At 67.2% G+C, this 20,899-nt stretch carries 20 protein-coding genes; 11 read left to right on the top strand and 9 right to left on the bottom strand.

Going from position 1 to position 20,899, the window contains the following annotated elements; all coding sequences use genetic code 11:
* The first annotated feature begins 44 nt into the window (after nucleotides 1–44).
* Entirely contained in the window at nucleotides 45–803 is a 759-nt protein-coding gene (locus CFB17_RS14480; protein ID WP_207762112.1) for a cobalt-precorrin-6A reductase, read from the top strand.
* On the opposite strand, the gene cobJ is transcribed toward CFB17_RS14480, so the two are convergent.
* Genes cobJ through cobG form a run of 4 tightly spaced genes read right to left on the bottom strand, consistent with a single transcriptional unit; the run spans nucleotide 785 to nucleotide 4,219 of the window.
* Nucleotides 785–1,546, bottom strand: coding sequence for a precorrin-3B C(17)-methyltransferase (gene cobJ / locus CFB17_RS14475; protein ID WP_088562279.1), 762 nt, complete (start codon nucleotides 1,544–1,546; stop codon nucleotides 785–787). The two genes, CFB17_RS14480 and cobJ, sit on opposite strands and share 19 nt — an antisense overlap.
* Nucleotides 1,543–2,274, bottom strand: coding sequence for a precorrin-2 C(20)-methyltransferase (locus CFB17_RS14470; RefSeq protein WP_088562278.1), 732 nt, complete (start codon nucleotides 2,272–2,274; stop codon nucleotides 1,543–1,545). The genes cobJ and CFB17_RS14470 overlap by 4 nt, the downstream gene beginning before the upstream one ends.
* On the bottom strand, nucleotides 2,271–2,924 hold the full coding sequence (locus CFB17_RS14465) for a precorrin-8X methylmutase (protein ID WP_243389894.1): 654 nt from the start codon (nucleotides 2,922–2,924) through the stop codon (nucleotides 2,271–2,273). The genes CFB17_RS14470 and CFB17_RS14465 overlap by 4 nt, the downstream gene beginning before the upstream one ends.
* Complete coding sequence (gene cobG / locus CFB17_RS19690; RefSeq protein WP_279311749.1) at nucleotides 2,921–4,219, bottom strand: precorrin-3B synthase; 1,299 nt, start codon at nucleotides 4,217–4,219, stop codon at nucleotides 2,921–2,923. Before cobG ends, CFB17_RS14465 begins: the two co-directional genes overlap by 4 nt.
* A 108-nt stretch (nucleotides 4,220–4,327) precedes the next feature.
* On the opposite strand from cobG, the gene CFB17_RS14455 reads away from it, so the two are divergent.
* Complete coding sequence (locus CFB17_RS14455; RefSeq protein WP_088562275.1) at nucleotides 4,328–5,614, top strand: MFS transporter; 1,287 nt, start codon at nucleotides 4,328–4,330, stop codon at nucleotides 5,612–5,614.
* Between the two features lie 69 nt (nucleotides 5,615–5,683).
* Here the strand turns inward: CFB17_RS14455 and CFB17_RS14450 are convergent, their stop codons facing one another.
* Nucleotides 5,684–6,691: a GlxA family transcriptional regulator gene (locus CFB17_RS14450; protein ID WP_088562335.1), complete on the bottom strand. Its 1,008-nt coding sequence runs from the start codon at nucleotides 6,689–6,691 to the stop codon at nucleotides 5,684–5,686.
* Nucleotides 6,692–6,787: 96 nt separating this feature from the next.
* Here CFB17_RS14450 and CFB17_RS14445 point away from each other — a divergent pair, with 96 nt between their 5' ends.
* The 4 genes from CFB17_RS14445 (at nucleotide 6,788) to CFB17_RS14430 (ending at nucleotide 10,584) form a co-directional block, all read left to right on the top strand.
* Nucleotides 6,788–7,693 (top strand): BKACE family enzyme, encoded by a 906-nt coding sequence (locus CFB17_RS14445; RefSeq protein ID WP_088562274.1) that lies wholly within the window; start codon nucleotides 6,788–6,790, stop codon nucleotides 7,691–7,693.
* A gap of 7 nt (nucleotides 7,694–7,700) precedes the next feature.
* Nucleotides 7,701–9,203: a carnitine 3-dehydrogenase gene (locus CFB17_RS14440; RefSeq protein ID WP_088562273.1), complete on the top strand. Its 1,503-nt coding sequence runs from the start codon at nucleotides 7,701–7,703 to the stop codon at nucleotides 9,201–9,203.
* Nucleotides 9,204–9,499: 296 nt separating this feature from the next.
* Nucleotides 9,500–9,982, top strand: coding sequence for a GNAT family N-acetyltransferase (locus CFB17_RS14435; protein ID WP_088562272.1), 483 nt, complete (start codon nucleotides 9,500–9,502; stop codon nucleotides 9,980–9,982).
* 206 nt (nucleotides 9,983–10,188) lie between these two features.
* Nucleotides 10,189–10,584 carry a hypothetical protein gene (locus tag CFB17_RS14430; protein ID WP_133063921.1) on the top strand — a complete coding sequence of 132 codons (396 nt, stop codon included), beginning with the start codon at nucleotides 10,189–10,191 and terminating at the stop codon, nucleotides 10,582–10,584.
* 39 nt (nucleotides 10,585–10,623) lie between these two features.
* On the opposite strand, the gene CFB17_RS14425 is transcribed toward CFB17_RS14430, so the two are convergent.
* Entirely contained in the window at nucleotides 10,624–11,838 is a 1,215-nt protein-coding gene (locus CFB17_RS14425; RefSeq protein ID WP_133063920.1) for an ROK family transcriptional regulator, read from the bottom strand.
* A gap of 125 nt (nucleotides 11,839–11,963) precedes the next feature.
* On the opposite strand from CFB17_RS14425, the gene CFB17_RS14420 reads away from it, so the two are divergent.
* The 5 genes from CFB17_RS14420 to CFB17_RS14400 are packed head-to-tail and all read left to right on the top strand — an operon-like array spanning nucleotide 11,964 to nucleotide 16,983.
* Nucleotides 11,964–13,220: an extracellular solute-binding protein gene (locus CFB17_RS14420; protein ID WP_088562269.1), complete on the top strand. Its 1,257-nt coding sequence runs from the start codon at nucleotides 11,964–11,966 to the stop codon at nucleotides 13,218–13,220.
* Nucleotides 13,221–13,240: 20 nt separating this feature from the next.
* Nucleotides 13,241–14,119: a carbohydrate ABC transporter permease gene (locus CFB17_RS14415; RefSeq protein ID WP_088562334.1), complete on the top strand. Its 879-nt coding sequence runs from the start codon at nucleotides 13,241–13,243 to the stop codon at nucleotides 14,117–14,119.
* Complete coding sequence (locus tag CFB17_RS14410) at nucleotides 14,116–14,946, top strand: carbohydrate ABC transporter permease (protein WP_207762111.1); 831 nt, start codon at nucleotides 14,116–14,118, stop codon at nucleotides 14,944–14,946. The genes CFB17_RS14415 and CFB17_RS14410 overlap by 4 nt, the downstream gene beginning before the upstream one ends.
* A gap of 4 nt (nucleotides 14,947–14,950) precedes the next feature.
* Nucleotides 14,951–15,964 (top strand): SIS domain-containing protein, encoded by a 1,014-nt coding sequence (locus CFB17_RS14405; protein ID WP_088562268.1) that lies wholly within the window; start codon nucleotides 14,951–14,953, stop codon nucleotides 15,962–15,964.
* A complete protein-coding gene (locus tag CFB17_RS14400) occupies nucleotides 15,961–16,983 on the top strand; it encodes a carbohydrate kinase family protein (RefSeq protein WP_088562267.1) in 1,023 nt (340 codons plus the stop codon). Before CFB17_RS14405 ends, CFB17_RS14400 begins: the two co-directional genes overlap by 4 nt.
* Nucleotides 16,984–17,074: 91 nt before the next feature.
* Here CFB17_RS14400 and pgm read toward each other — a convergent pair whose 3' ends face one another.
* The 3 genes from pgm to CFB17_RS14385 all read right to left on the bottom strand — a co-directional run bounded on the left by pgm (nucleotide 17,075) and on the right by CFB17_RS14385 (nucleotide 20,667).
* Nucleotides 17,075–18,721 (bottom strand): phosphoglucomutase (alpha-D-glucose-1,6-bisphosphate-dependent), encoded by a 1,647-nt coding sequence (gene pgm / locus CFB17_RS14395; RefSeq protein ID WP_088562266.1) that lies wholly within the window; start codon nucleotides 18,719–18,721, stop codon nucleotides 17,075–17,077.
* A 105-nt stretch (nucleotides 18,722–18,826) separates the two neighbouring features.
* The gene (locus tag CFB17_RS14390) at nucleotides 18,827–19,186 is read right to left on the bottom strand and encodes a hypothetical protein (RefSeq protein ID WP_088562265.1); all 360 of its coding nucleotides are present in this window, start codon (nucleotides 19,184–19,186) and stop codon (nucleotides 18,827–18,829) included.
* Between the two features lie 14 nt (nucleotides 19,187–19,200).
* Nucleotides 19,201–20,667, bottom strand: coding sequence for an NAD-dependent succinate-semialdehyde dehydrogenase (locus CFB17_RS14385; protein WP_088562264.1), 1,467 nt, complete (start codon nucleotides 20,665–20,667; stop codon nucleotides 19,201–19,203).
* Nucleotides 20,668–20,899: the final 232 nt, after the last annotated feature.

Here is a 20,899-nt window from a genome sequence, read left to right as displayed (position 1 = left end):
TGGTCGCTTGCGCGAAGACCGCAGCCGGCGGCAGAACGGGCGACATGCCAACACGTTTGCTCATACTCGGCGGGAGTAGCGAGGCCAGCCAGCTGGCGGCGGCCCTTGCTGGCCGGCGTGATCTCCACCCTCTCTTGTCGCTGGCTGGAGTGACCCGCACGCCCAGGCCGCAGCCGATCGAGGTGCGCCATGGAGGCTTTGGCGGTGTCGAGGGCCTTATAAGCTTTCTCAGGCGTTGGGGTGCATCGGGCTTGATCGATGCCACGCATCCCTTTGCTGCCCGCATGTCGATGAACGCGGCAAGCGCCGCTGAGGTGACCGGGCTGCCCCTCCTGCGCTTCACCCGCGCGGCATGGCTGCCGGGACAGGGCGATGACTGGCATAGCGTGGGCGACCTTGCGGCTGCGGCCGCGGCGTTGGGACCAAAACCGCGGCGGGTCTTTCTGACGACCGGCCGCCAGGGCATCGAGGCGTTCGAGGCGGCACCGCTGCATCATTATCTGATCCGGGCCGTCGACCCGCCGGCGAGGCGGCCTGCCTTGTCGGATCAGACCTGGCTTTTGGACCGTGGGCCGTTCCAGCTCGACGGCGAACTCGACATCCTGAGGCATCATCGCATCGACATCTTGGTGACCAAGAATAGCGGCGGCGAGGCGGCGGCCGCCAAGCTGGTGGCTGCCCGGCTTCTGCGGGTCCCGGTCATCATGATCGACCGCCCACGCCTCCCGCCCGTGCCATGCCGGCATGTCATCGACGACGTGCTGGACTGGATCGCCCGCTTGCCTCACGGGGCGGCCTCATAGCGTCGCGGCGTATAGAGCCAGGCACCTGTCTGGCCGCGCGGGAAAAGCCGGGTCTGGGAGGAGCCGATCAGAACGAGGGTGCGCATATCGATGGCGGCGGGATCGACATCCGCCAGCGACGTTACCTGCACGTGCTCCTCGGCACGGCCGATGCCGCGCGCCAGGGCCACATAGCGCTCGCCCCCGGCTGTGGCGCGCAGGAGTTCCAGCGCCAAGCCGATCTGCGCCGGCCGCGCGCGCGAGGCGGGATTATAGAGCGCGATGACGAAATCGCCCGCAACGGCTGCCCGGAGCCTGCGCTCGATGATGGACCAGGGCTTCAGATTGTCGGAGAGCGAAATGGCGCAGAAATCATGGCCGAGCGGGGCTCCCAGCCTTGCCGCTGCAGCCTGCATGGCGCTGATTCCAGGGGCAATCCCGACATCGAGATTACGCCATGCCGGGGGGCCATGCTCCAAGGCCTCCATGATGGCGGATGCCATGGCGAATATGCCGGGATCGCCGCCGGAAACGACGGCTACACGCGCGCCGCCGGCCGTCAGTTCCAGGGCTGCCTGGGCTCGATCCAGCTCGACGCGGTTGGGCGTCGCGTGCAGGCTTTGGCTGGGGCCGGGCGTCAGCCTTGCCAGATAGGACTCGTAGCCGACGAGATCGCTGGCTTCGCTGAGGATGGCCTGGACTTCCGGCGTGATCCAATGCGCGTCGCCCGGGCCCAGCCCCACCACCCGCAGCCAGCCGCTCAAGGTCGCCTGCCCCGGCCGGCCACGAGGACGAGCGCGAAATAGGGTGCCGCGCGCGCACCGAGGGTCGCCAGCGGCAGAATACGCTCCGCTTGACGCGTCGCATATTCGACATACACAGCACGATCCATAAGGCCGCATTTCTCAATGGCTTGCTGGACTTTACTAATGTTTTTTCCGAGCTTCATGATGACGATCGCGTCCGCATCCCGCAGGCGGTCGACGAGGCGGTCGTAAGGGAGCGTGGCGGGGATCACGGTCAGGACGTCGTCGCCCCAGGTCATCGGCAGACCGGCGGCGCTCCAGGCCCCGGCCATCCCGGTGATGCCGGGTACGATCTCGGCCTGAAAGCTTCCTTTCAGGCGCTCGAAGACGTGCATGAAAGAGCCATAGAAAAGCGGGTCGCCCTCGCAGAGCAGGGCGCCCCGACGCCCTGCCGCCAGCCGTGTGGCGATCTGGCTGGTGGCCTCTTCATAGAAGGCGGCGAGGCGGGCGCGATACTCGGGGTGCGTGAAGGCGATCTCGGTCGTCATCGGATAAAAGAGCGGCAGTTCCTCGCAGGTCGCAGCCACGTGCTGGTCGGCGATCACGCGTGCCGTGCTCTGACGGCCAGCCTTGGCGAAATAAGCGACGAAATCGACCGCCTGCAGCAGGCGCACCGCCTTGAGCGTCATGAGCTCGGGATCGCCCGGCCCGACGCCGATGCCATAGAGACAGGGAGAGGCGTTCATTCGCGCTCGCAGGCCAAGGCGTTGAGGGCCGCCACCGCCATGGCACTGCCACCCTTGCGGCCACGCACGACCAGGGCCGGCGGGTGCCCGGCTGCCAGCAAGGCTTCCTTCGATTCGGCCGCGCCGACGAAGCCCACCGGCATGCCGATAACGGCGGCCGGTGGCGGCACGCCCTCCTCCACGAGTTCGAGCAGGCGGAACAGGGCCGTGGGTGCGTTGCCGATGGCGACCACGCTTCCCCCCAGCCGGTCGCGCCAGAGCTCCAGGGCGGCGGCCGAGCGCGTCGTACCGGCCTTTTGCGCCAGGTCTGGCACCTGCGGGTCGCCGAGCGTGCAGAGGATTTCGTTCCCGGCCGGCAGACGGGCCCGAGTGATGCCGTTCGCCACCATCTGGCTGTCGCAGAAGATGGGCGCGCCGCCTTGGAGCGCTTGGCGCGCGATCTTGGCCGCATCCGGCGTGAAGGCGAGATCGGCTGCCACCTCGACCATGCCCGAGGCGTGAATGATGCGGACCGCCACCTGTTCCTCGATGCCCCGAAAGCGAGCCAGATCGGCCTCCGCCCGGATGATGGCGAAGGAATGGCGATAGATGGCTGCACCATCCCGCTCATAGGCGAAAGGCGAGATCGATGAAGGTCGCGGCAGGGTCACGGGCGATCGGTCCGCAGGGTAAGGGAGGAGAGGAGATGCGCGGCATCGCCCAGGCTGAGCCCCTTGGCAAGAGGCGACGCGTCCGCCCTTCCGTCTTGCACGAGATCGTAGCTGCCGTTTCGCCCCACGAGGGTCAGGGCTGACTTGGCCGGATGGGCGCATCCCTTGGCACATCCGGCCACGTGCAGTCTGATCCCGCCCCCAGGCTCAAGTGGCAGGCGCGCGGCCAGATGGAGGGCGTCCTTCAAGGTGGACGTCGTGCCACTGCGACAGCCCTCCTTGCCGGGACAGGCAGCGATCGCCAGCAACGGCGAGCTTGCATCGACGATGAAACCGCCATCCTTGAGTGTTCGCAGGATCGGGGCCGACTGGTCAGGAAGCACGAAGCTGCGCCAGGGCGTCAGGCGTGCCTGGCCGTTTGGACCGATGCAACCTGCCAGGATTTCCAGCATGCGCGGATCGAGGCGTCCCAACGGTGCTGCCACGCCGACGAGAGACAGCTCGCCGAGGCGCCAGTGGCCAAGCGGCGGCGCGCTTCCTCCTGGCGGCTCGGGCATCGGGGTGGAACCCAATGGGCGAAGCGGCAATCCCTGCGCGATCGCTCGACAGTTGTCAGTTGTCAGATAGCTGAAACGCGCGCGCGGCAGGGTTTCGAGATAAGGCAGGCTGCGCCGCATCAGAGCGAGGAGAATGCCGGGCAGCAACGTGGGCGGCGCAGATCCCAGCCAGCGCGTCCCGCCATCCGGCGCCCCCACGCCGACGGCGAGCTGGCCCGGCAGCTGAGCCACGGGGCGGGCACGCAGGTCGGCCGTGATGCGCGAGGGCTGGAACAAGCCGCCATCCTCGAGAACAAGGGCGAACTTGGCCGGCAAGGCCGCCAGCTCGTCCGCCTCTCGCAGCCGGTGCTCGAGTTCGGCCAGAAGCGGCAAAAGATCGAGGGCCGCGGTGGGATCGAGGCCAGCCAGGGGCGGCAGGAGAATGTTGCGACGGGCCTCGTCCGCGGCCGAGGAGTCGAGCAGGCCGGCCAGACCCAGCTGCGCCTGCAGCGCGGCCAGCTTTGCCGCCTCGATACCGCGCAGCTGCAGATTGGCGCGCCCGGTCAGCTCGATCACGCCGTTGCCGGCGTGGCTCGCGGCCGAGGCCATGGTCAGGAGTTGCGCGCCACTCAGCCGGCCGCCGCTCGGGCGTAGCCGGGCGACGAGGCCATCGGCGCTGGCCATGGGCCGCCAGGCGCCCGGGCACCAGCCGCGCCTTCCCGGCGACGCTTCGGTCTCATGCAAGATCTCTTCAACCATCGGCCGAACATAGGCGGCACGCATGCGTTTGGGCAGGGGCCGCATTTGACCGACGTCGGCCAGCCATGTAGCGCCTCTGAAGCCGCAACAAAACGCCACTGGAGCTTCATGAGCGAGCAGGACGTCGAAGATCGCGTGGTTGGCAAGTTCATGCGCCACATCATGCCTCTCTTGGGGATCATGTATCTGATCGCCTATATCGACCGGCAGAATATCGGCTTCGCCAAGCTGCAGATGGCGCCCGATCTCGGCATCTCCGAATACGCGTTCGGACTTGGGGCCTCTCTCTTTTTCTTGGCCTATTTCATCTTCGAGGTGCCCTCGAACATCATCATGGAGCGCGTAGGCGCCAGGCGCTGGTTCACGCGGATCATGGTCTCCTGGGGCCTGGTGACGCTGGCCCTGGCTTTCACCCAGAACGAGGTGATGTTCTACATCCTCCGCTTCCTCCTGGGCGTAGCCGAGGCGGGCTTCTTTCCGGGCGTCCTCTATCTCATGACCCTCTGGGTGCCGTTCGGCCACCGCGCCCGCATGATTGGCTGGTTCATGATGGCCAGCATGATCGCAAATGTCGTCGGCGCGCCGATCTGCGGCGTGCTGCTCGATCTGAACGGACTTTGGGGTCTGGCCGGCTGGCAGTGGGTCTTCATCATTACCGGCGTGCCAGCCATCCTCATGGGATTCGTCGTCATCATCATGCTGCCGAGCAAGCCCGAGGACGCGGGCTTCTATAGCGACGCGGAGAAGGACTGGCTGCGCGCCAAGCTCGACGCCGAGGATACCGGCAAATCGCAGACCGCGAAGGGCAATCCATTCAAGGCACTGACCGACGGCCGAGTGCTCCTGATCGCACTTACCTATGTGGGCTTTCCGCTGGCCGCCTACGGTCTCAGCTACTGGCTGCCGACGGTGGTGAAGGGCTTTGGCGTCTCCAACACGATGAACGGGCTCATCAACATGCTGCCCTGGATCGCCGCTGCCTGGGCGCTCTGGTACGTGCCGCGTCGGTCCGAGCGGACGGGCGAGCGGACGTTGCATATCGTCATCCCGGCGCTGATCGGTGCCGTCTGCCTGGTCCTCAGCGTCGTCGTCGACGGCAATATCTTCAAGTACGTGCTGCTCTGCATCGCAGCGGCGATGATCCTCTCGCCGCAGCCGGTCTTCTGGACGCTGCCCTCCTCCTTCCTCACCGGTCGCGGGGCGGCAGCCGGTCTGGCCGCCATCAATTCGGTCGGCAACCTGGGCGGCTTCATCTCCCAGAATATCGTCCCCTACATCAAGGTCGCGACCGGCAGCGACCTCGCACCCATGTTCTTCCTCGGCGCCTGCCTGGCCTTCGCCGGCTGCATGGTCATCGTCATCCAGATGGTCCTGCGCAAACACCAGCCGACCTAGCCATGTCGAACGACTCGACATGACTGGGCGTGCTTCTTTGGGCACTACCGGGCTTCGCGCTGCTTGGGCTCAAGGGCGCGAGTCCGGCGACGTCGAGCCGGCCCTGGCACGCCGGCCGGCACGGCGCAACGCACCGGGTGGCTGGCCGAACCGGCGACGGCAGGCCCGCGAGAGCGTCGCCGCCGAGGCAAAGCCGGTCCGGGTTGCAACTTCGGCCAGGTCCATCTCGGCATCGACGAGCAGCCGGCGGGCGGCACCCAGGCGCAGGGCCGTGTAGTAGGCGCCGGCAGCCGTCTGCAGATGGCGCTGGAAGAGAGACTCCATGGTCCGAAGCTTGAGGCCGGCGCGCGCGGCCACGGCCGCCAGCGTCAAAGGCGCCTCGATCCGCTCCTCCATGACCTTGATGGCACGTGCGAGACGCGGCTCCCGAGAGCCGCTGGCCCCAAGGGAAACGAAGGGCTGCGCCTCGAAGCCCGCCCTCACCTCGTCATAGATGAAGAGGCTGGCCACATCGAGGGCCAGCGCCCGGCCGGCCCGGGCGCGGATCAGCGCCAGCATGAAGTCGAGGGCCGGCGACGCGCCGCCCGTCGTGCCGACCGGCCCATCGACGATATAGCGGTCGGGCACCACGTGGGCTGCCGGAAATCGGGCGGCGAAGGGCTCGAGATCCTCCCAATGCGTCGTCGCCCGCCGTCCTTCCAGCAGGCCGGCCCGGGCCAGGGCCCAGGCACCGCCCTCGATGCCGGCCATGAAGACACCGGCACCGGCCGCCTGGCGGAGGCCCTTGAGCAGCGGTGCTCCCGCCTGGGCCAGGGCATCGAAGGCCGCGACGACGAAGAGGGCCTCACCCGCCGATCGTGGGTCGAAGGCTCCCTCGACCGCGATCGGCAGGCCGCAGGATGCCTGCACCGAATTGCCGTCCACCGAGACCAGCTTCCAGCCAAAGAGACGCCGCCCGGCCACGCGGTTGGCGCCGCGCATGGGTTCGAGCGTCGCCGCGAGACTCATGAGCGAGACCTTGTCGAGGACCAGGATGGTGACTGCGAGCGGCTGCTGGGTGGCGGTGAAGATGTTCATGCCGGTTGCGTAACAGGCAAAGAAACCTGCGCCCAGGGCAAAGACTGGCCAAGGTCGCCGTCGCATGTTCGAGGCCGGAGCAGGAAAGGCGGATCCATGGCGCTGACACCGAATAAGGACGTTTTCATCACCTGTGCCCTGACGGGGGCTGGCGACACGACGGGGCGCTCGGCCAAGGTGCCGGTCACGCCAAGAGCGATTGCCGATGCGGCGATCGAGGCGGCGAAGGCCGGTGCGGCCATCGCCCATATCCACGTCCGCGATCCGAAGACCGGCAAGGCCGCGCGCGATCCGGCCCTCTATCGCGAGACCGTGGCGCATATCCGCGATTCGGGCGTGGACGTCATCTTGAACCTGACGGCCGGCATGGGCGGCGATCTCGTCCTGGGTTCGCCCGAGGCCCCCTTCCCCGTCAACGCCGACGGCACCGACATGGCCGGCGCCAGCGAGCGCCTGGTCCATGTCAAGGAACTCCTGCCTGAGATCTGCACGCTTGATTGCGGCACGATGAATTTTGGCGAGGGTGACTATGTCATGACCAACACGCCGGCCATGCTGCGTCAGATGGCAGGCCAGATCCAGGCGCTGGGCGTGCGGCCCGAGATCGAGATCTTCGACACCGGCCATCTTCTCCTGGCCAAGTGGCTGGCGGACCAGGGCCTCTTGGACGACCCGGTGATGGTGCAGCTCTGCATGGGCATTCCCTGGGGAGCGCCGGACGATCTCCAGACCCTCCTGGCGCTCATCGGCAATCTGCCGGCGGGCTGGACCTTCTCGGCCTTCTCCATAGGCCGCAACCAGCTTCCCTATGCCGCCCAGGCGGTCCTGGCCGGTGGCAATATCCGTGTCGGCCTTGAAGACAATCTCTGGCTGGGCAAGGGGCAGTTGGCCAGCAATGGCGACCTCGTTCAGCGTGCCGTGCAGATAACCGAGGCCATGGGCTCGCGCGTCCTGACGCCTGCCCAGGTGCGCGAGCGCCTGAAGCTCGTGAAGCGCTGGTAGGTCGCCCATGCCAAGCGAGACCATTATCGCGCGCGCCGCCTGCATCGGTGCCGGCGTCATCGGCGCCGGCTGGGTTGCCCGCCTCCTCCTCTCGGGAATCGACGTCGCCCTCTTCGATCCGGATCCGCAAGCCGGCCGCAAGATCGAGGCGGTGCTGGCCAATGCCACCCATGCCTGGCAACGCCTTCTGCCCCAGCCGCTGCCGCCGGCCGGCCGGCTGACATTTGCGACCTCGATCGCGGCAGCCGTGCGCGATGCCGACTTCATCCAGGAAAGTGTGCCCGAACGCCTGGACCTCAAGCGCCGGATCCTCGCGGAGATCGAGGCGGACGCCAGGCCTGACGCCCTGATCGGCTCCTCCACCTCGGGCCTGCTGCCGAGCGACATGCAGGCCGGCATGCGCGAGCCGGGCCGGCTCGTCGTGGCCCACCCCTTCAATCCCGTCTACCTCCTCCCTTTGGTGGAAATCGTAGGCGGGAAAGCCACCACCAAGGAGGCCATCGCGCGCGCCGGGGCGATCTATCGCGGCATCGGCATGCGGCCCGTGGTGCTCCGGCGCGAGATCGAAGCCTTTGTCGGCGATCGTCTGCTTGAGGCACTCTGGCGCGAGGCTCTCTGGCTCGTGCATGATGACATTGCGAGCGTGGAGGAGATCGACGACATCATCCGTTTCTCCTTCGGCCTGCGCTGGGCGCAGATGGGCCTGTTCCAGACCTATCGCATCGCTGGCGGCGAAGCCGGCATGCGCCATTTCCTGGCCCAGTTCGGCCCATGCCTGGCTTGGCCCTGGACCAAGCTCACCGACGTTCCCGATCTTGACGAGGCCCTGATCGACAAGATCGCCGCCCAGTCCGACGCCCAGGCGAACGGCCTCTCGGTTCGCGCGCTGGAGCGCATCCGCGACGATAATCTGGTGGGCATCATGAAGGCCCTGGCTGCCCAAAACGAAGGTCGTGGCTGGGGTGCCGGCCAGGAAGTGCGCGCGCTGGAGGCATTACTGGCCGCAAGGAGGCCGGTGCCGCCCTCGCCATCGCCATCGGACGTCCCGCTCCCGCTTTTGGCGGCAACGGTCGAGCCCGACTGGATCGACTATAACGGCCATATGACCGAACATCGCTACTTGCAGGTACTGGGCGAGGCCACCGACGCGTTCTTGCGCCTGATCGGTGTCGATAAGGCGTACGTGGCCGGCGGCCATAGTTACTACACGGTCGAGTCCCATCTGACCCACAAAGGCCAGGCGCGGGCGGGCGACCAGCTGACCACGACGACCCAGGTGGTCGGCAGCGATCCCAAGCGGCTGCATCTCTTCCACAAGGTCAGCAACGCCGTCACGGGCGAGTTGCTGGCGACCGGCGAGCATATGCTCTTGCATGTCGACAGTGGGGCCGCGAAGGCCGTGCCTGTCGAAGGGGCCGTGGCCGAACGGCTCGCCGCCTACGCCACGGCCCATGCCGCGCTGCAGAAGGAATGTCCAATCGGCCGCCACGTGGGTCAGCGGACCGGCTGAACGGATCGCCTTCGGCATGACATCGCGTGGCGCACTGACGGGAACGATCGCCATGACGCACCAAGCTTAGGTCGAGGCGGTCATGCCCTCGTTCGCGTCGACGCGGATTGCGGGGTCGAGCGATCTCAGGTCCGTCCTCTGGTCCGCGACATGCTTGGTCGCGACGATTGACGTCATGCCCGTGCGCCGCCAGGACTTCAGGGAGCCCGCCAGGATCGAGCCCGGCACCCGGCAATAATGAAGTGCGCCCGCGACCAGACGATGTGGCGCGGCACGGAACGGATCAACCCTTCAAGATGTCAGAAATCGTCATTCGACCCGCCGTTGCGGAAGATCGCGACGCGCTCATCGAGCAGTTCCAGCTCCTGAACCAGCACGAGGACGATATCCTGCACGATCGTCGACGCGACCGGGAAGGCGGCGAGGAAGCGCTGGATGTCGTGCTGGCCCACGTGGCGAAGACGGATGGTCTGCTGCTCGTGGCCGAGCGGACAGGCAGGGTCCTGGGGCATATCTGTCTCACGTTCGAGGAGGCCCCGGTCTATATTCGTCCCGAGCGGCGGCGCTACGCCTATGTGAAGGAACTGTTCCTGCGGGAGGAGGCGCGCGGACTGGGACTGGCGCAGAAGCTCCTTTCACATGTCGAGGCTATCGCCCGCGCGCGCGGCTATCGACAATTGATGATCAGCTACGTGGCCGGCAATGAGTTGGCCGAGCGCGCCTATGAGCGCTTCGGCTTTGAAACCTATGGGATCGACCGCCTCAAAAGGCTGGATTGACGCTTTTTCTTTAAGTCAAGCGGATATACGGCAAAAAACCTTCCTTGCCCGCTAGCAAGCCTGTGACCAAAGAGCGCATTTTCCGTCTTGTTAAACAGATCGTTTCGGGTCTGTAATGGTTCTGCAGCAATTACCTTCGCGCAAAAAAGACGGAGGGCTGCGGACAGCGGCCTCGCTGAGGCCGGGTACGATATGGGAGGTTGATGATGGTGGCACAGGCTGGGTACGTCTCGTCCAGTGGCATGTCCGAGAACAAGCAGGCAGCCGACGAGATAGGGCGTCAGCGCGCGGCCGACGCGGCGCGCATGGGATTGATCGTCGGCATTCCGGGCGGCCCTGTCATTCTAGGCGTGATCATGGGTCTGGCCTATCTCCTGGTCGGCGACATGTCGGCGCAGATGCCGATGCACCTGTTGTTCATGAGCGTGATGCTCATGCCCTTTACACTGCTGGCGGGCGCCGGGATCTTCGCCCTCATCTTCTATCTGGTCCAACGCGCCAGGGAGGCGCGCCGTGCTCTGACGGGTGCTTCGGGCGCACCCGATTACGATGCGCCGCGCGGCGGCCTCTTCCTTGAGCACGTCCTTAAAGACAAAAAATAGGCTTTCAATCCGCTGCCGCCGGCCCCGGGCGGTAGCGGGTCAGCCCAGGAGGGCTTCGAGCTTCGGGCTGAAGGCGTGAAAAAGCGGCAGGGCGGCAGCGCCTAGTGCCGGAACGTCGCTGCCGGTACGGCCGAGGAGAAGTCTGGGCGTCTGGCGGGTCCGCGCACCGATGGAGTGCGCCAATGGGCGGGTATGCCGGTCGATTGCCTGCAGAAGCGGCGCGGAAATGCGGCCGCCCATGACGACGGCATCCAGATCGAGCGTCGATTCCAGGATATTGATTGCTTGGCGCAGGCGGCGTCCGGCGATCGCCAACCATTCCTCCAGGCCAGCTTCGCCATGGGCCAACATGCGGTCAATGTCATCGAGTGTCGACTCACCGACCGGCGGCAGGCCCAGGGATTCGGCCAGCGCGTGCACCGAGACGTAGCGCTCAAGGCAACCGCGATTGCCGCAGCCGCAGGGACGGCCGCCGGGCTCCACCATCATATGGGCGATCTCGCCGGCATTGCCGCCGCGACCCCGATGCAGTTGGCCGTCGATGATGAGGCCGGCACCAAGGCCGAAGCCGAAATAGATATAGGCGAAGCTCTCGAGGCCCCTGCCCAGTCCGTAGAGATGCTCAGCCAGGGCAGCGGCGGATGCATCGTTATGAATGCTGACCGGCATGTCGAGGCGGCTGGCAAGCTCGGCTTGAATGGCCGGCAAGGTGAGGTCGGGCATGCCTGTCGGACCGACATCGGTCATGCCGGCAACGCGAAAGGGCCCAGGCATGGCGATACCGGCACCGATAAGGCGCTCACGCCTTGCAGGTGGCTGCTGGGCCAGCCAGTGCCGCGCGGCACTGGCGGCTTCGAGCACGTCATCGACCGAGCGCTGCCGCAGGGGCAGGTGCAGAGTGTCGACGATCCCGCCCGAAAAATCGGCCAGCACCGTATTCACCCCCCACAGATCCACGAGCAGCCCCAATGAATAGGCGCCCTCGGCGGCGAGTTCGACGGCGATGCCGGGCATGCCTCTGCCTCCTCGATTGGCCTCGGAGCGGGCGCCAGTGATCTTGACGAGGCCCGCCGCGCGCAGGCGGCCGACAATGCTGTGGACCGCTTGGCGGGTCAGCCCGGTCGAAGCGGCGATCTGACTGCGCGACGCGGAGCCTAAGGCGCGGATCGTAGTCAGCACCACGCGATAATTATGCGAGCCGGCACGCTCCAGGTTGGTGCCGCCGCGCGCGATCGAGGACGGCGTTATCGCCATCGAGCTGGAGTCCAAACGTTATTGTGTAAATCGAATTGACACTTTCGCGAGGGGTCCGTCAAATGCAGCCGAGTTCGAAACGGCGGCAGGCGGGCCGCCTGGGTTCAGACCAAGCCGGAGGGACGATGCGCGAGGTCAAGACGAGCCTGCGATGCGGGCTGGGGGCGTTCTTGCTGACAAGTCTGGTAGGGCTCGCCCCGGCCAGGGCGGCGGACCTGACGCTGAACGCGATCTTCATGCAGCAGGCGGCCTATAGCGAGGACGATGTCCGTTCCATGACGCGCGACTTCGAGGCCGGGCATCCAGGCGTCAAGGTGGCGCTCGAGTTCGTCCCCTACGAGGCACTGCACGACAAGATCGTCACGGCGGCTGCAGCCGGCAACGGCTATGACGTGGCGCTCTTCGACGTGGTCTGGACGGCTGAGTTCGCTCAGCGGCATTTTCTCAAGGACGAAACGGCCGCCATTCCCGCTGCCGACACGGCCGCCGTCTTCGACGGTGCCTGGTCGACCGTGACCTATGACGGCAAGCGCTACGGCATGCCCTGGATCCTGGATACCAAGTATCTCTTCTACAATAAGGATCTTCTGCGGCAGGCGGGCTTCGATCATCCGCCCGCGACCTGGAGCGAGCTCGCCAGCCAGGCAAAGGCCATCAAGGCCAAGGGGCTGGTCCAGTATCCGATCGTTTGGAGCTGGTCGCAGGCGGAGGCCGCGATCTGCGACTACACCACGCTCGTTGCCGCCTATGGCGGTGACTTCCTCAAGGCCGGCAAGCCCGATTTCCAGAACGGCGGCGGCCTCGAGGCACTGGAGTATATGAAGGGCTCGCTGAAGGACGGCATCACCAACCCCAACAGCCGCGAATATCTGGAAGAGGACGTACGCAAGGTCTTTAGCAACGGCGATGCCGCTTTCGCCCTCAACTGGACCTACATGTACGCGATGGCCAACGATCCCAAGGAAAGCAAGGTCGTGGGCAAGGTGGGCGTGGCACCCGCACCGGGGGTCGCGGGCAAGAGCTCCGTTTCGGCCGTGAACGGCTCCATGGGCCTGGGTGTGGCTGGCAGCAGCGCGCACGATAAGGAAGCCTTCGCCTATATCGCCTATCTGACCTCGAAGGCGGTACAGGACAAATACGCCAAGCTTAGCCTGCCGATCTGGAAGGCCTCCTACGATGATCCGGCGGTCGCCAAGGGCCAGGAGGAGTTGATCGCCGCTGCCAAGGTCGCCCTGCCGGTCATGTTCCCACGGCCGATGATCCCGAGCTATCAGCGCCTGTCGACCACCTTGCAGTCGGCGATCCAATCGGCCCTCTTCACGGACACGACGCCCAAGGACGCCCTGGAAGATGCCGCTGCCCAGGCCGCCCGCATCCGTTGATCGTCGCAAGGGGCGAGGGCATGCGGCGCGACGGATCCTCTTTCGAAACGTGGCTGCTGCTCGGGCCGGCTCTCCTGGTCCTGGCGGCAATCACCCTCTACCCGCTCGTCCGTACGCTCTGGACAAGCTTCACCGACGCGCAACTGGGCGGCGGCCCCGCCTCGTTCGTGGGGCTGGACAATTATCTCTTCGCGCTCAAGGACCCTGGCTTTCGCGCGGCCCTCTTGCGCACGCTCTATTTCACCCTCCTCTCGGTCGGCCTCGAGGCCCTGATCGGGGTCGGGACAGCGCTCCTGCTGCAAGAGCGCTTTCCCGGCCGCACGTTTGTGCGCGTCCTGGTCATCCTGCCCTGGGCAGTTCCCAACATCGTCAACGCCTTGATGTGGCGACTCATCCTCAACCCGGAATTCGGCAGCTTCAACGCGCTCCTCCTGCAAACCGGGATTATCGGACAGTATCGGAGCTGGCTGGGTGACCCCGCCATCGCCTTGAGCATGGTTGCGATCGTCGATGCCTGGAAGAATTTCCCGCTCGTGGCCTTCATCGTCCTGGCGGCCCTCCAATCCGTCCCGACCGACCTTTACGAGGCAGCCAGGCTGGATGGCGCCGGCCCGATGGCGCGCTTCTTGAACGTCACGCTGCCCCACATCCTCCCCTCTTTGCTCGTCATCCTGGCGCTACGCGCCATCGAGGCCTTTCGCGTCTTCGACATCGTCTACGTCATGACGCGGGGCGGTCCCGCCGATGCGACGAAGACGGTAAGCTTCCTCGTCTACCAGCAATATTTCTCCTTCCTCGACGCCGGCACGGGTGCGGCCTATGCCGTCGTCATCGCGCTCTTGAGCAGCATCCTCATCCTCGCCCATCTGCGCGCCATGCGCCGGGAAGGCAGCCATTGACCAGCCGCAGGGCGCTCCGCTTCGCCATCCTTTATTTTTTCGCCTTCCTCCTCTTCCTCTTCACCGTCGCACCCGTGGCCTGGCTCGTCATCATGAGCGTCAGCCCGGCAAGCGACCTCGTCACCGTCCCGCTCCGCTGGTGGCCCTCCAGCCTCGACCTTACGCGCTATGCCAGCGTCCTCCTGGAGGACGGGCTCTTCCTGGCCGCCTTGCGCAACAGCGTCATCGCCGCCGGCCTCGGCACGCTGCTTGCCATGGCGGTGGCGATTCCGGCCGCCTACGCCTTCGCCCGGCGCCGCGCACCCATCGCCATCCTCTTCCTCATCCTCGGCACCTTCATGATCCCGCCCATCGTCTATGTCCTGCCGCTCTACGAGACGCTGGGCGGCGTCGGCCTGCTCGATACAAGGACCGGGCTCGTCATCGTCTACACGGCCTTCCTCCTCCCCTACGCCGTCTGGCTCGCCAAGAGCGCCATCGACGCCCTGCCCGTCGCCACCGAGGAAGCCGCCATGCTGGACGGCGCCGGCACGCTCACGATCCTTGTCCGGATCATCCTGCCGACCGCCCGGCCGGCCCTCATGGCAACGGCCCTCCTCTCCTTTCTCACCGCCTGGGACGAATTCTTCTACGCCCTCATCTTGACGGGCAGCACCAAGGCCAAGACGCTGCCTGTCGCCATCGCCGACTTTGCCTCGGGACGAGTGACGGATTATGGGATGGTTTCGACCGTGGGCGTGCTGGCCGCCATCCTGCCCATCGTCCTGGCCCTCCTCTTCCAACGCTCGCTCATTGCCGGCCTCTCGGCCGGCAGCGTCAAAGGATAAATCGATGTCGACCACCCCCAAGCCCGACGGTCTCGTCCGCCTTGAGGCCGAGATGGCCCGCCAGTTCCAGGACGCCAGCCGCTCCTTCGAAGCCAACCAGGCCAACGCCCAGGCCGCCGCGCGCCACATCCAGGAGACGAAGCGCCTCCACCTCGTCGGCATGGGCGCCTCGCACTGGCTGAACCGCACCGTCGAGCCGCTCTATCGCACGCACGGCATCGACGCCACGGCCGTCCTTGCCTCCGAGCTCCTGCGCGCGCCCCTGCCGGGCCCCGCCACCGAGCTGCTCGTCTCCCAGTCGGGCGCCTCGGGCGAGATCGTTCGCTATCTCGACCGCCGCGAGAGCGACACGGAGGCCTTCGGCCTCACCCTCAACGCCAGCTCGCCCCTGGGCCAGCGCACGACCAGCCTCATCGGCGAGGGCGGCCCCGAACAGGCCTTCGCCGCCACCCGCAGCCTCGCCATCACCCTGGCGCTGCACGCCGCCATCCTGAAGCACCTGGGCAGCGATCCCGCCGACTTCCTCTCCGTCCTCACCGCCCCGCCCGAAACCGAGAGCAAGGGTGTCCCTGAGCAGCTCGCCGCCGCCCGCATCCTCATCCTCTCCAGCCGCGGCCACCTTCAGGGCGTGGTGGAGACGGCCGGCCTCACCTTCATGGAGCTGGCCCGCCGCCCGGCGCTGGCCATCGAAGGCGGCCAGCTCCGCCACGGCCCGCTCGAGGTGCTGAGCACGGAGACGGCCATCGTCCTGGCCCGCCCGGCCGGCGCCGATGCCGACACCGTGGCCACCGTCGCCCAGATCGCCCTCAAGGCCGGCCTCACCCCGATCGTCATCGACTGCTCGGGCGCCCCGCCCATCGAGGGCGCCCGCACCGTGGCCCTGCCCCGCCTCCGTGGTCTCGCCGCCGCCGCCATCGTCCTTGCCACGCTGCAGCGCATCTTCATCGACACCGCCACCCTCCTCGTGCCCGACATCGGCACGCCGCTTCGCTCCACCAAGGTCACCGACGGCGAATGAGCCAACGGGACGCAAGGGAGCAACCGGGCGCGCCGCACCCTGAAACGCGCCCGAGCGCGCAGGCGCCGACAGCGCGCACGGACGGCCAGGACCCGAGCGGGCCGCATCTCCTCCTCCTCGGCAACATCAATGCCGACCTCGTCATGGGACCGATCGCCGCCTGGCCCGCCATCGGCACCGAGATCATCACCGAGCGCGGCGAGTTCCGCGCCGGTGGCCAGGCCGGCAACGCCGCCTTGGCGCTGGACGGCTTGAACAAGCCTTATCTCATGGTCACCAGCCACGGCACCGACAGCCTGGGCACTTGGCTGACCGGCCAGTTCACCGCCAGCCAGACCCGCGCCTATGCCGAGCCCGGGCCCACCACCGTCTCGGTCGGCGTGACGCATCAAGGCGGCGAGCGCAGCTTCCTCACGACCCCCGGCCATCTCCAGGCCCTCGACCCCGCCCCCCTGATGGCCCTCCTGCCCGAGAAGGCGGCCGCAGGCAGCATCGCTCTCCTTTGCGGCATCTTCCTCAGCCCCGGCCTGATCGCCGGCCTCCACCCGCTGATGGCGCGCCTGAAGGCGCTGGGCTACCGCCTGGCCCTGGACACGGGCTGGCCCGACAGCACCGGCTGGACCCCGGACCTGCGCGCCATCGTCGATTCCTGGCTGCCCTGGATCGACTATCTCCTCTTCAACGAGGCCGAGCTCAAGGGCCAGGCCTTCGGCGCCGAGGCCGAGACGGCGGATGTCGAGGCCGCCATCCAGCGCCTCCGCCCGCGCCTGCCCAGGGACGGCACGCTGATCGCCAAGCTCGGCCCGGCCGGTGCGCTCGCCTGCCGGGGCCAGGAGCGCCTGGCCCTGCCGGCGCCGAGCGTCGCCGCCATCGACACGGTGGGAGCGGGCGACACGTTCAACGCCGCCTGCCTGATCGCCCTGGTCGAGGGCCAGTCCCTGGCGCAGGCCGTGGCTAAGGGCATCGCCGCCGCGTCCCGCGCCATCTCCACCTATCCCCGCAGCTACACCCCGGCCTGAGCCCGTCTCATCCAGGCGGCCCGCGCCGACGACGACGCACGGCCAAAACGGCTCAACCGCCTCGCGGTGTCGAGCCTGGGGGGAGCAGCAGCTAGCCCAATGCGTGGCTGACGAGCGCTTGAGCGTCCTCCTGAATCACCTTCAGGTGATCCTTCCCCTTAAAACTCTCCGCGTAAATCTTGTACACATCCTCAGTCCCTGACGGCCTTGCCGCGAACCAGCCGTTCGCCGTGCTGACCTTGAGGCCGCCCAAGGGCTCGTCGTTACCCGGCGCCTTGGTGATCGCACTCTCGATCGGGTCGCCGGCCAGGGTGGTCGTCGTGATCGACGAGGGGTCGAGCTTCTTCAAGGCGGCCTTTTGCGCCGGGGTCGCCGGGGCGTCGATACGGGCATAGGTGGGGGCACCGAATTCGGCGGTGAGGCCCTCATAGACCTCGGAGGGGTCGCGGCCGAGGACGGCGGTCATCTCGGCTGCCAGGAGGCCCAGGATGAGGCCGTCTTTGTCGGTGGACCAGACGCTGCCGTCGCGGCGAAGGAAGGAGGCACCGGCGGATTCCTCGCCGCCGAAGCCGAGCTCGCCCGACATCAGGCCCTTGACGAACCATTTGAAGCCGACGGGCGTCTCGTAGAGGCGGCGGCCGAGCTTCTTGGCGACGCGGTCGATGGCCGAGGAGGAGACGGCGGTCTTGCCGATGGCGGTCCCCGCCGGCCAGTCCGGGCGGTGGGTGAAGAGGTAGGAGATGGCGGCGGTCAGATAATGGTTGGGGTTCATGAGGCCGCCCGACTTCGTGACGATGCCGTGGCGATCGGCGTCGGTGTCGTTGGCAAACGCGACGTCGAAGCGGTCCTTCATCCTGATCAGGTCGGCCATGGCGAAGGGGGAGGAGCAGTCCATGCGGATCTTGCCGTCCCAGTCGACGGGCATGAAGGCGAAGGCCGGATCGATGCGGTCGGCGACGATGGTGGCATCCAGGCGGTAGCGCTCGATGATGGGGGAGAGGTACCAGGTGGCGGCACCGCCCAGGGGGTCCATGCCGAGTTTCAGGCCGGAGGCGCGGATGGCCTCCATGTCGACCACCGAGGCCAGGTCGTCGACATAGGCGGCGCGGAAGTCGAAGGGCTGGACGAACGCGGACGCGCGCGCGCGGGCGTAGGGGATGCGGCGGATGTCGACCAGATCATCCTCGAGCAACTCGTTGGCGGCGCGCTCGATCCAGCCCGTGGCCGTGGTGTCGGCGGGGCCGCCATCGGTGCCGTTATATTTAAAGCCGCCATCCTCGGGCGGGTTGTGCGAGGGGGTGACGACGACACCGTCGGCCAGACCCCTGCTCCTGCCCTTATTGTGGGTGAGGATGGCATGCGAGACGGCGGGCGTGGGGGTGAAGAGACCGGCACTGTCGATGCGGACGGTGACCTCGTTGGCGGCGAAGACTTCAAGCGCGGAGACGAAGGCCGCCTCGGAGAGCGCGTGCGTGTCGATGCCCAGATAGAGGGGGCCGGTGATGCCTTCCTTGGCGCGGTAGAGGCAGATGGCCTGGGAGGTGGCCAGGATATGCGCCTCGTTGAAGGAGCGCCTCAAGGCGGAGCCGCGATGGCCCGAGGTGCCGAAGGCCACGCGCTCGGTGGCGATGGCGGGGTCGGGCTTCTCGGCGAAATAGGCGGCCATGAGGCGCGGAATATTGGGCAGGTCCGCGTTCGGCAGATGCTGGCCGGGCCTGGGCTTCTCGGTCGCGGACATTGGCTCTTTAACCTCTGGAGAATGCAAGCATGGGACAACGCTTAACCAGCTACCCTGGCGCGGCGTTCCGTCTCGAACCAGAGTAGGGAGCCTGCGCCATGGCGGTCAATCAGCCAGCTTGGGCAGCGGGCGCGCATCGGCCCGGGCCAGGGGATTGAAGAGGGCGACGACGGCGACGCTGGGCAGCCCATGCATCAGGCCCAGCCCGTCCTCCCCGCCGATCCGGCCAGCGTCGAGCCCGGCCAGGGCATGGTCGCAGACCCCTGCTGGATAATCCTCGAGCGAGGGGAGCCGGAGCAGGCTGGCGACCTTGCCCCGGGTCAAGGCCGACTGGCGTTCCAGGGCGGCGAGACAGGCCTGGCGGTCCACGCCCGGCCCTGCCCTCTCTGTCGCCGCCTCGGGTGTCCCCTCTGGTGTCGTGGTGCCGGACGGGTGGGCGCAGGCGGCCAGCACCAGCGCCGCCATGCCGGCTACCCGTCTCAGGCGAGGCCCGCGATATGGAAGCTCTTCAGCTCGAGATATTCCTCGATGCCGACACTGCCCCCCTCGCGGCCGAGCCCGGACTGCTTGATGCCGCCAAAGGGCGCCATCTCCATGGAGACGGTGCCGGTATTGAGGCCGACCATGCCGAACTCCAGGGCCTCGCCGACGCGAAAGGCGCGGCCCAGATCGTTGGTATAGAAATAGGAGGCGAGGCCGAAGGGGGTGGCGTTGGCGATTCTGATCGCGTCCGCCTCGTCTTCAAAGCGTATGAGCGGGGCCACCGGGCCGAACGTCTCCTCGGAGGCAAGGCGCATCGCCGTCGTCGCTTCGGTCAGCACGGTGGGCGTCACGAAGCGGCCACCCTGCGGTGCCGCGCCGCCGCCCGTCAGCACGCGCGCCCCATGCGCCGTCGCATCCTCGATATGGCCCAGGGCCTTCGCGACGGCGGCGGCATTGATGAGCGGGCCGGTGGTGACGCCGGCAGCGCGACCGTCGCCGACCACGAGCTTGCCCACCGCCTCGGCCAGAGCGGCGGCGAAGCGGTCATAGATGCCGTCCTGGACGAGGATGCGATTGGCGCAGACGCAGGTCTGTCCGGCATTCCTGAACTTGCTGACCATGAGCCCGGCGATGGCCTGCTCCAGGTCGGCATCGTCGAAGACGATGAAGGGCGCGTTGCCGCCGAGCTCCAAAGAGAGCCGCTTGATCGAGGGGGCCGATTGCGCCATCAGGATGCGCCCGACGCCGGTCGAGCCCGTGAAGGAGAGCTTCCTGACGGCAAGGTTGCCGGTCATCTCGGCGCCGATCGCCTTGGGATCGCCGGTGACGACCGAGAGGATGCCAGCCGGCACCCCGGCGCGCTCGGCCAGGACCGCCAGGGCCAGGGCGCAATAAGGCGTGAGCTCGGAGGGCTTGACGATGATCGGGCAGCCGGCCGCCAGCGCCGGGGCCACCTTCCGCGTGATCATCGCGATCGGGAAGTTCCAAGGCGTAATCGCCGCCGCCACGCCGACCGGCTGCTTCATCACGAGGATCCGCCGATCGGCCGTCGGTGCCGGCACGATCGACCCTGCGACGCGCCTTGCCTCCTCGGCGAACCATTTAACGAAGCTCGCGCCATAGGTGACCTCGCCCATGGCCTCGCCCACGGGCTTGCCCTGCTCCAGCGTCATGATGAGGGCAAGATCGATGGCGTTCTCCAGGATCAGCTGGTGCCATGCCTCGAGGATCGCCGCCCGGTTGCCGGCCGGCTGACGGCGCCAGTCGACCCAGGCGGCCTCCGCCGCCTCGATGGCGCGCCGCGTCTCCGCCTCGCCGCAGGCCGGTACCGTGCCGATCACCTCGCCCGTGGCCGGGTTGTCGACCTCGATCTCCAGGCCGTCATCCGCGTCCTGCCAGTGACCGGCGACAAAGGCCTGCTCACGAAACAAAGCGGGATCTCTTAAAAGCTCAGCGGTACGCATGGATCATTCTCGTCCGGGAAGTGCTATCGCCCAATCTAGCACCCGGCCCGCCACCGGCGAACCCCGCCGCCCCAAAAGAGGCAGCCGCGAACCGCATCGAGGTCCGAGAATGGCTCTGTCCCGATCCGCTCGCGCGCCCGAACGATCATGCGGGTCTGGCGTCAGGACGGCGGCGTGTCGGTCGGGCCGGCAGCCTTTGGGTAGTGCCGGTCGCGCGGCGTGTGCTCGATCG

The organism is Arboricoccus pini, assembly GCF_900187945.1.
GTDB lineage: Bacteria > Pseudomonadota > Alphaproteobacteria > Geminicoccales > Geminicoccaceae > Arboricoccus > Arboricoccus pini.
This window is presented reverse-complemented; position numbering and strand designations above follow the sequence as displayed.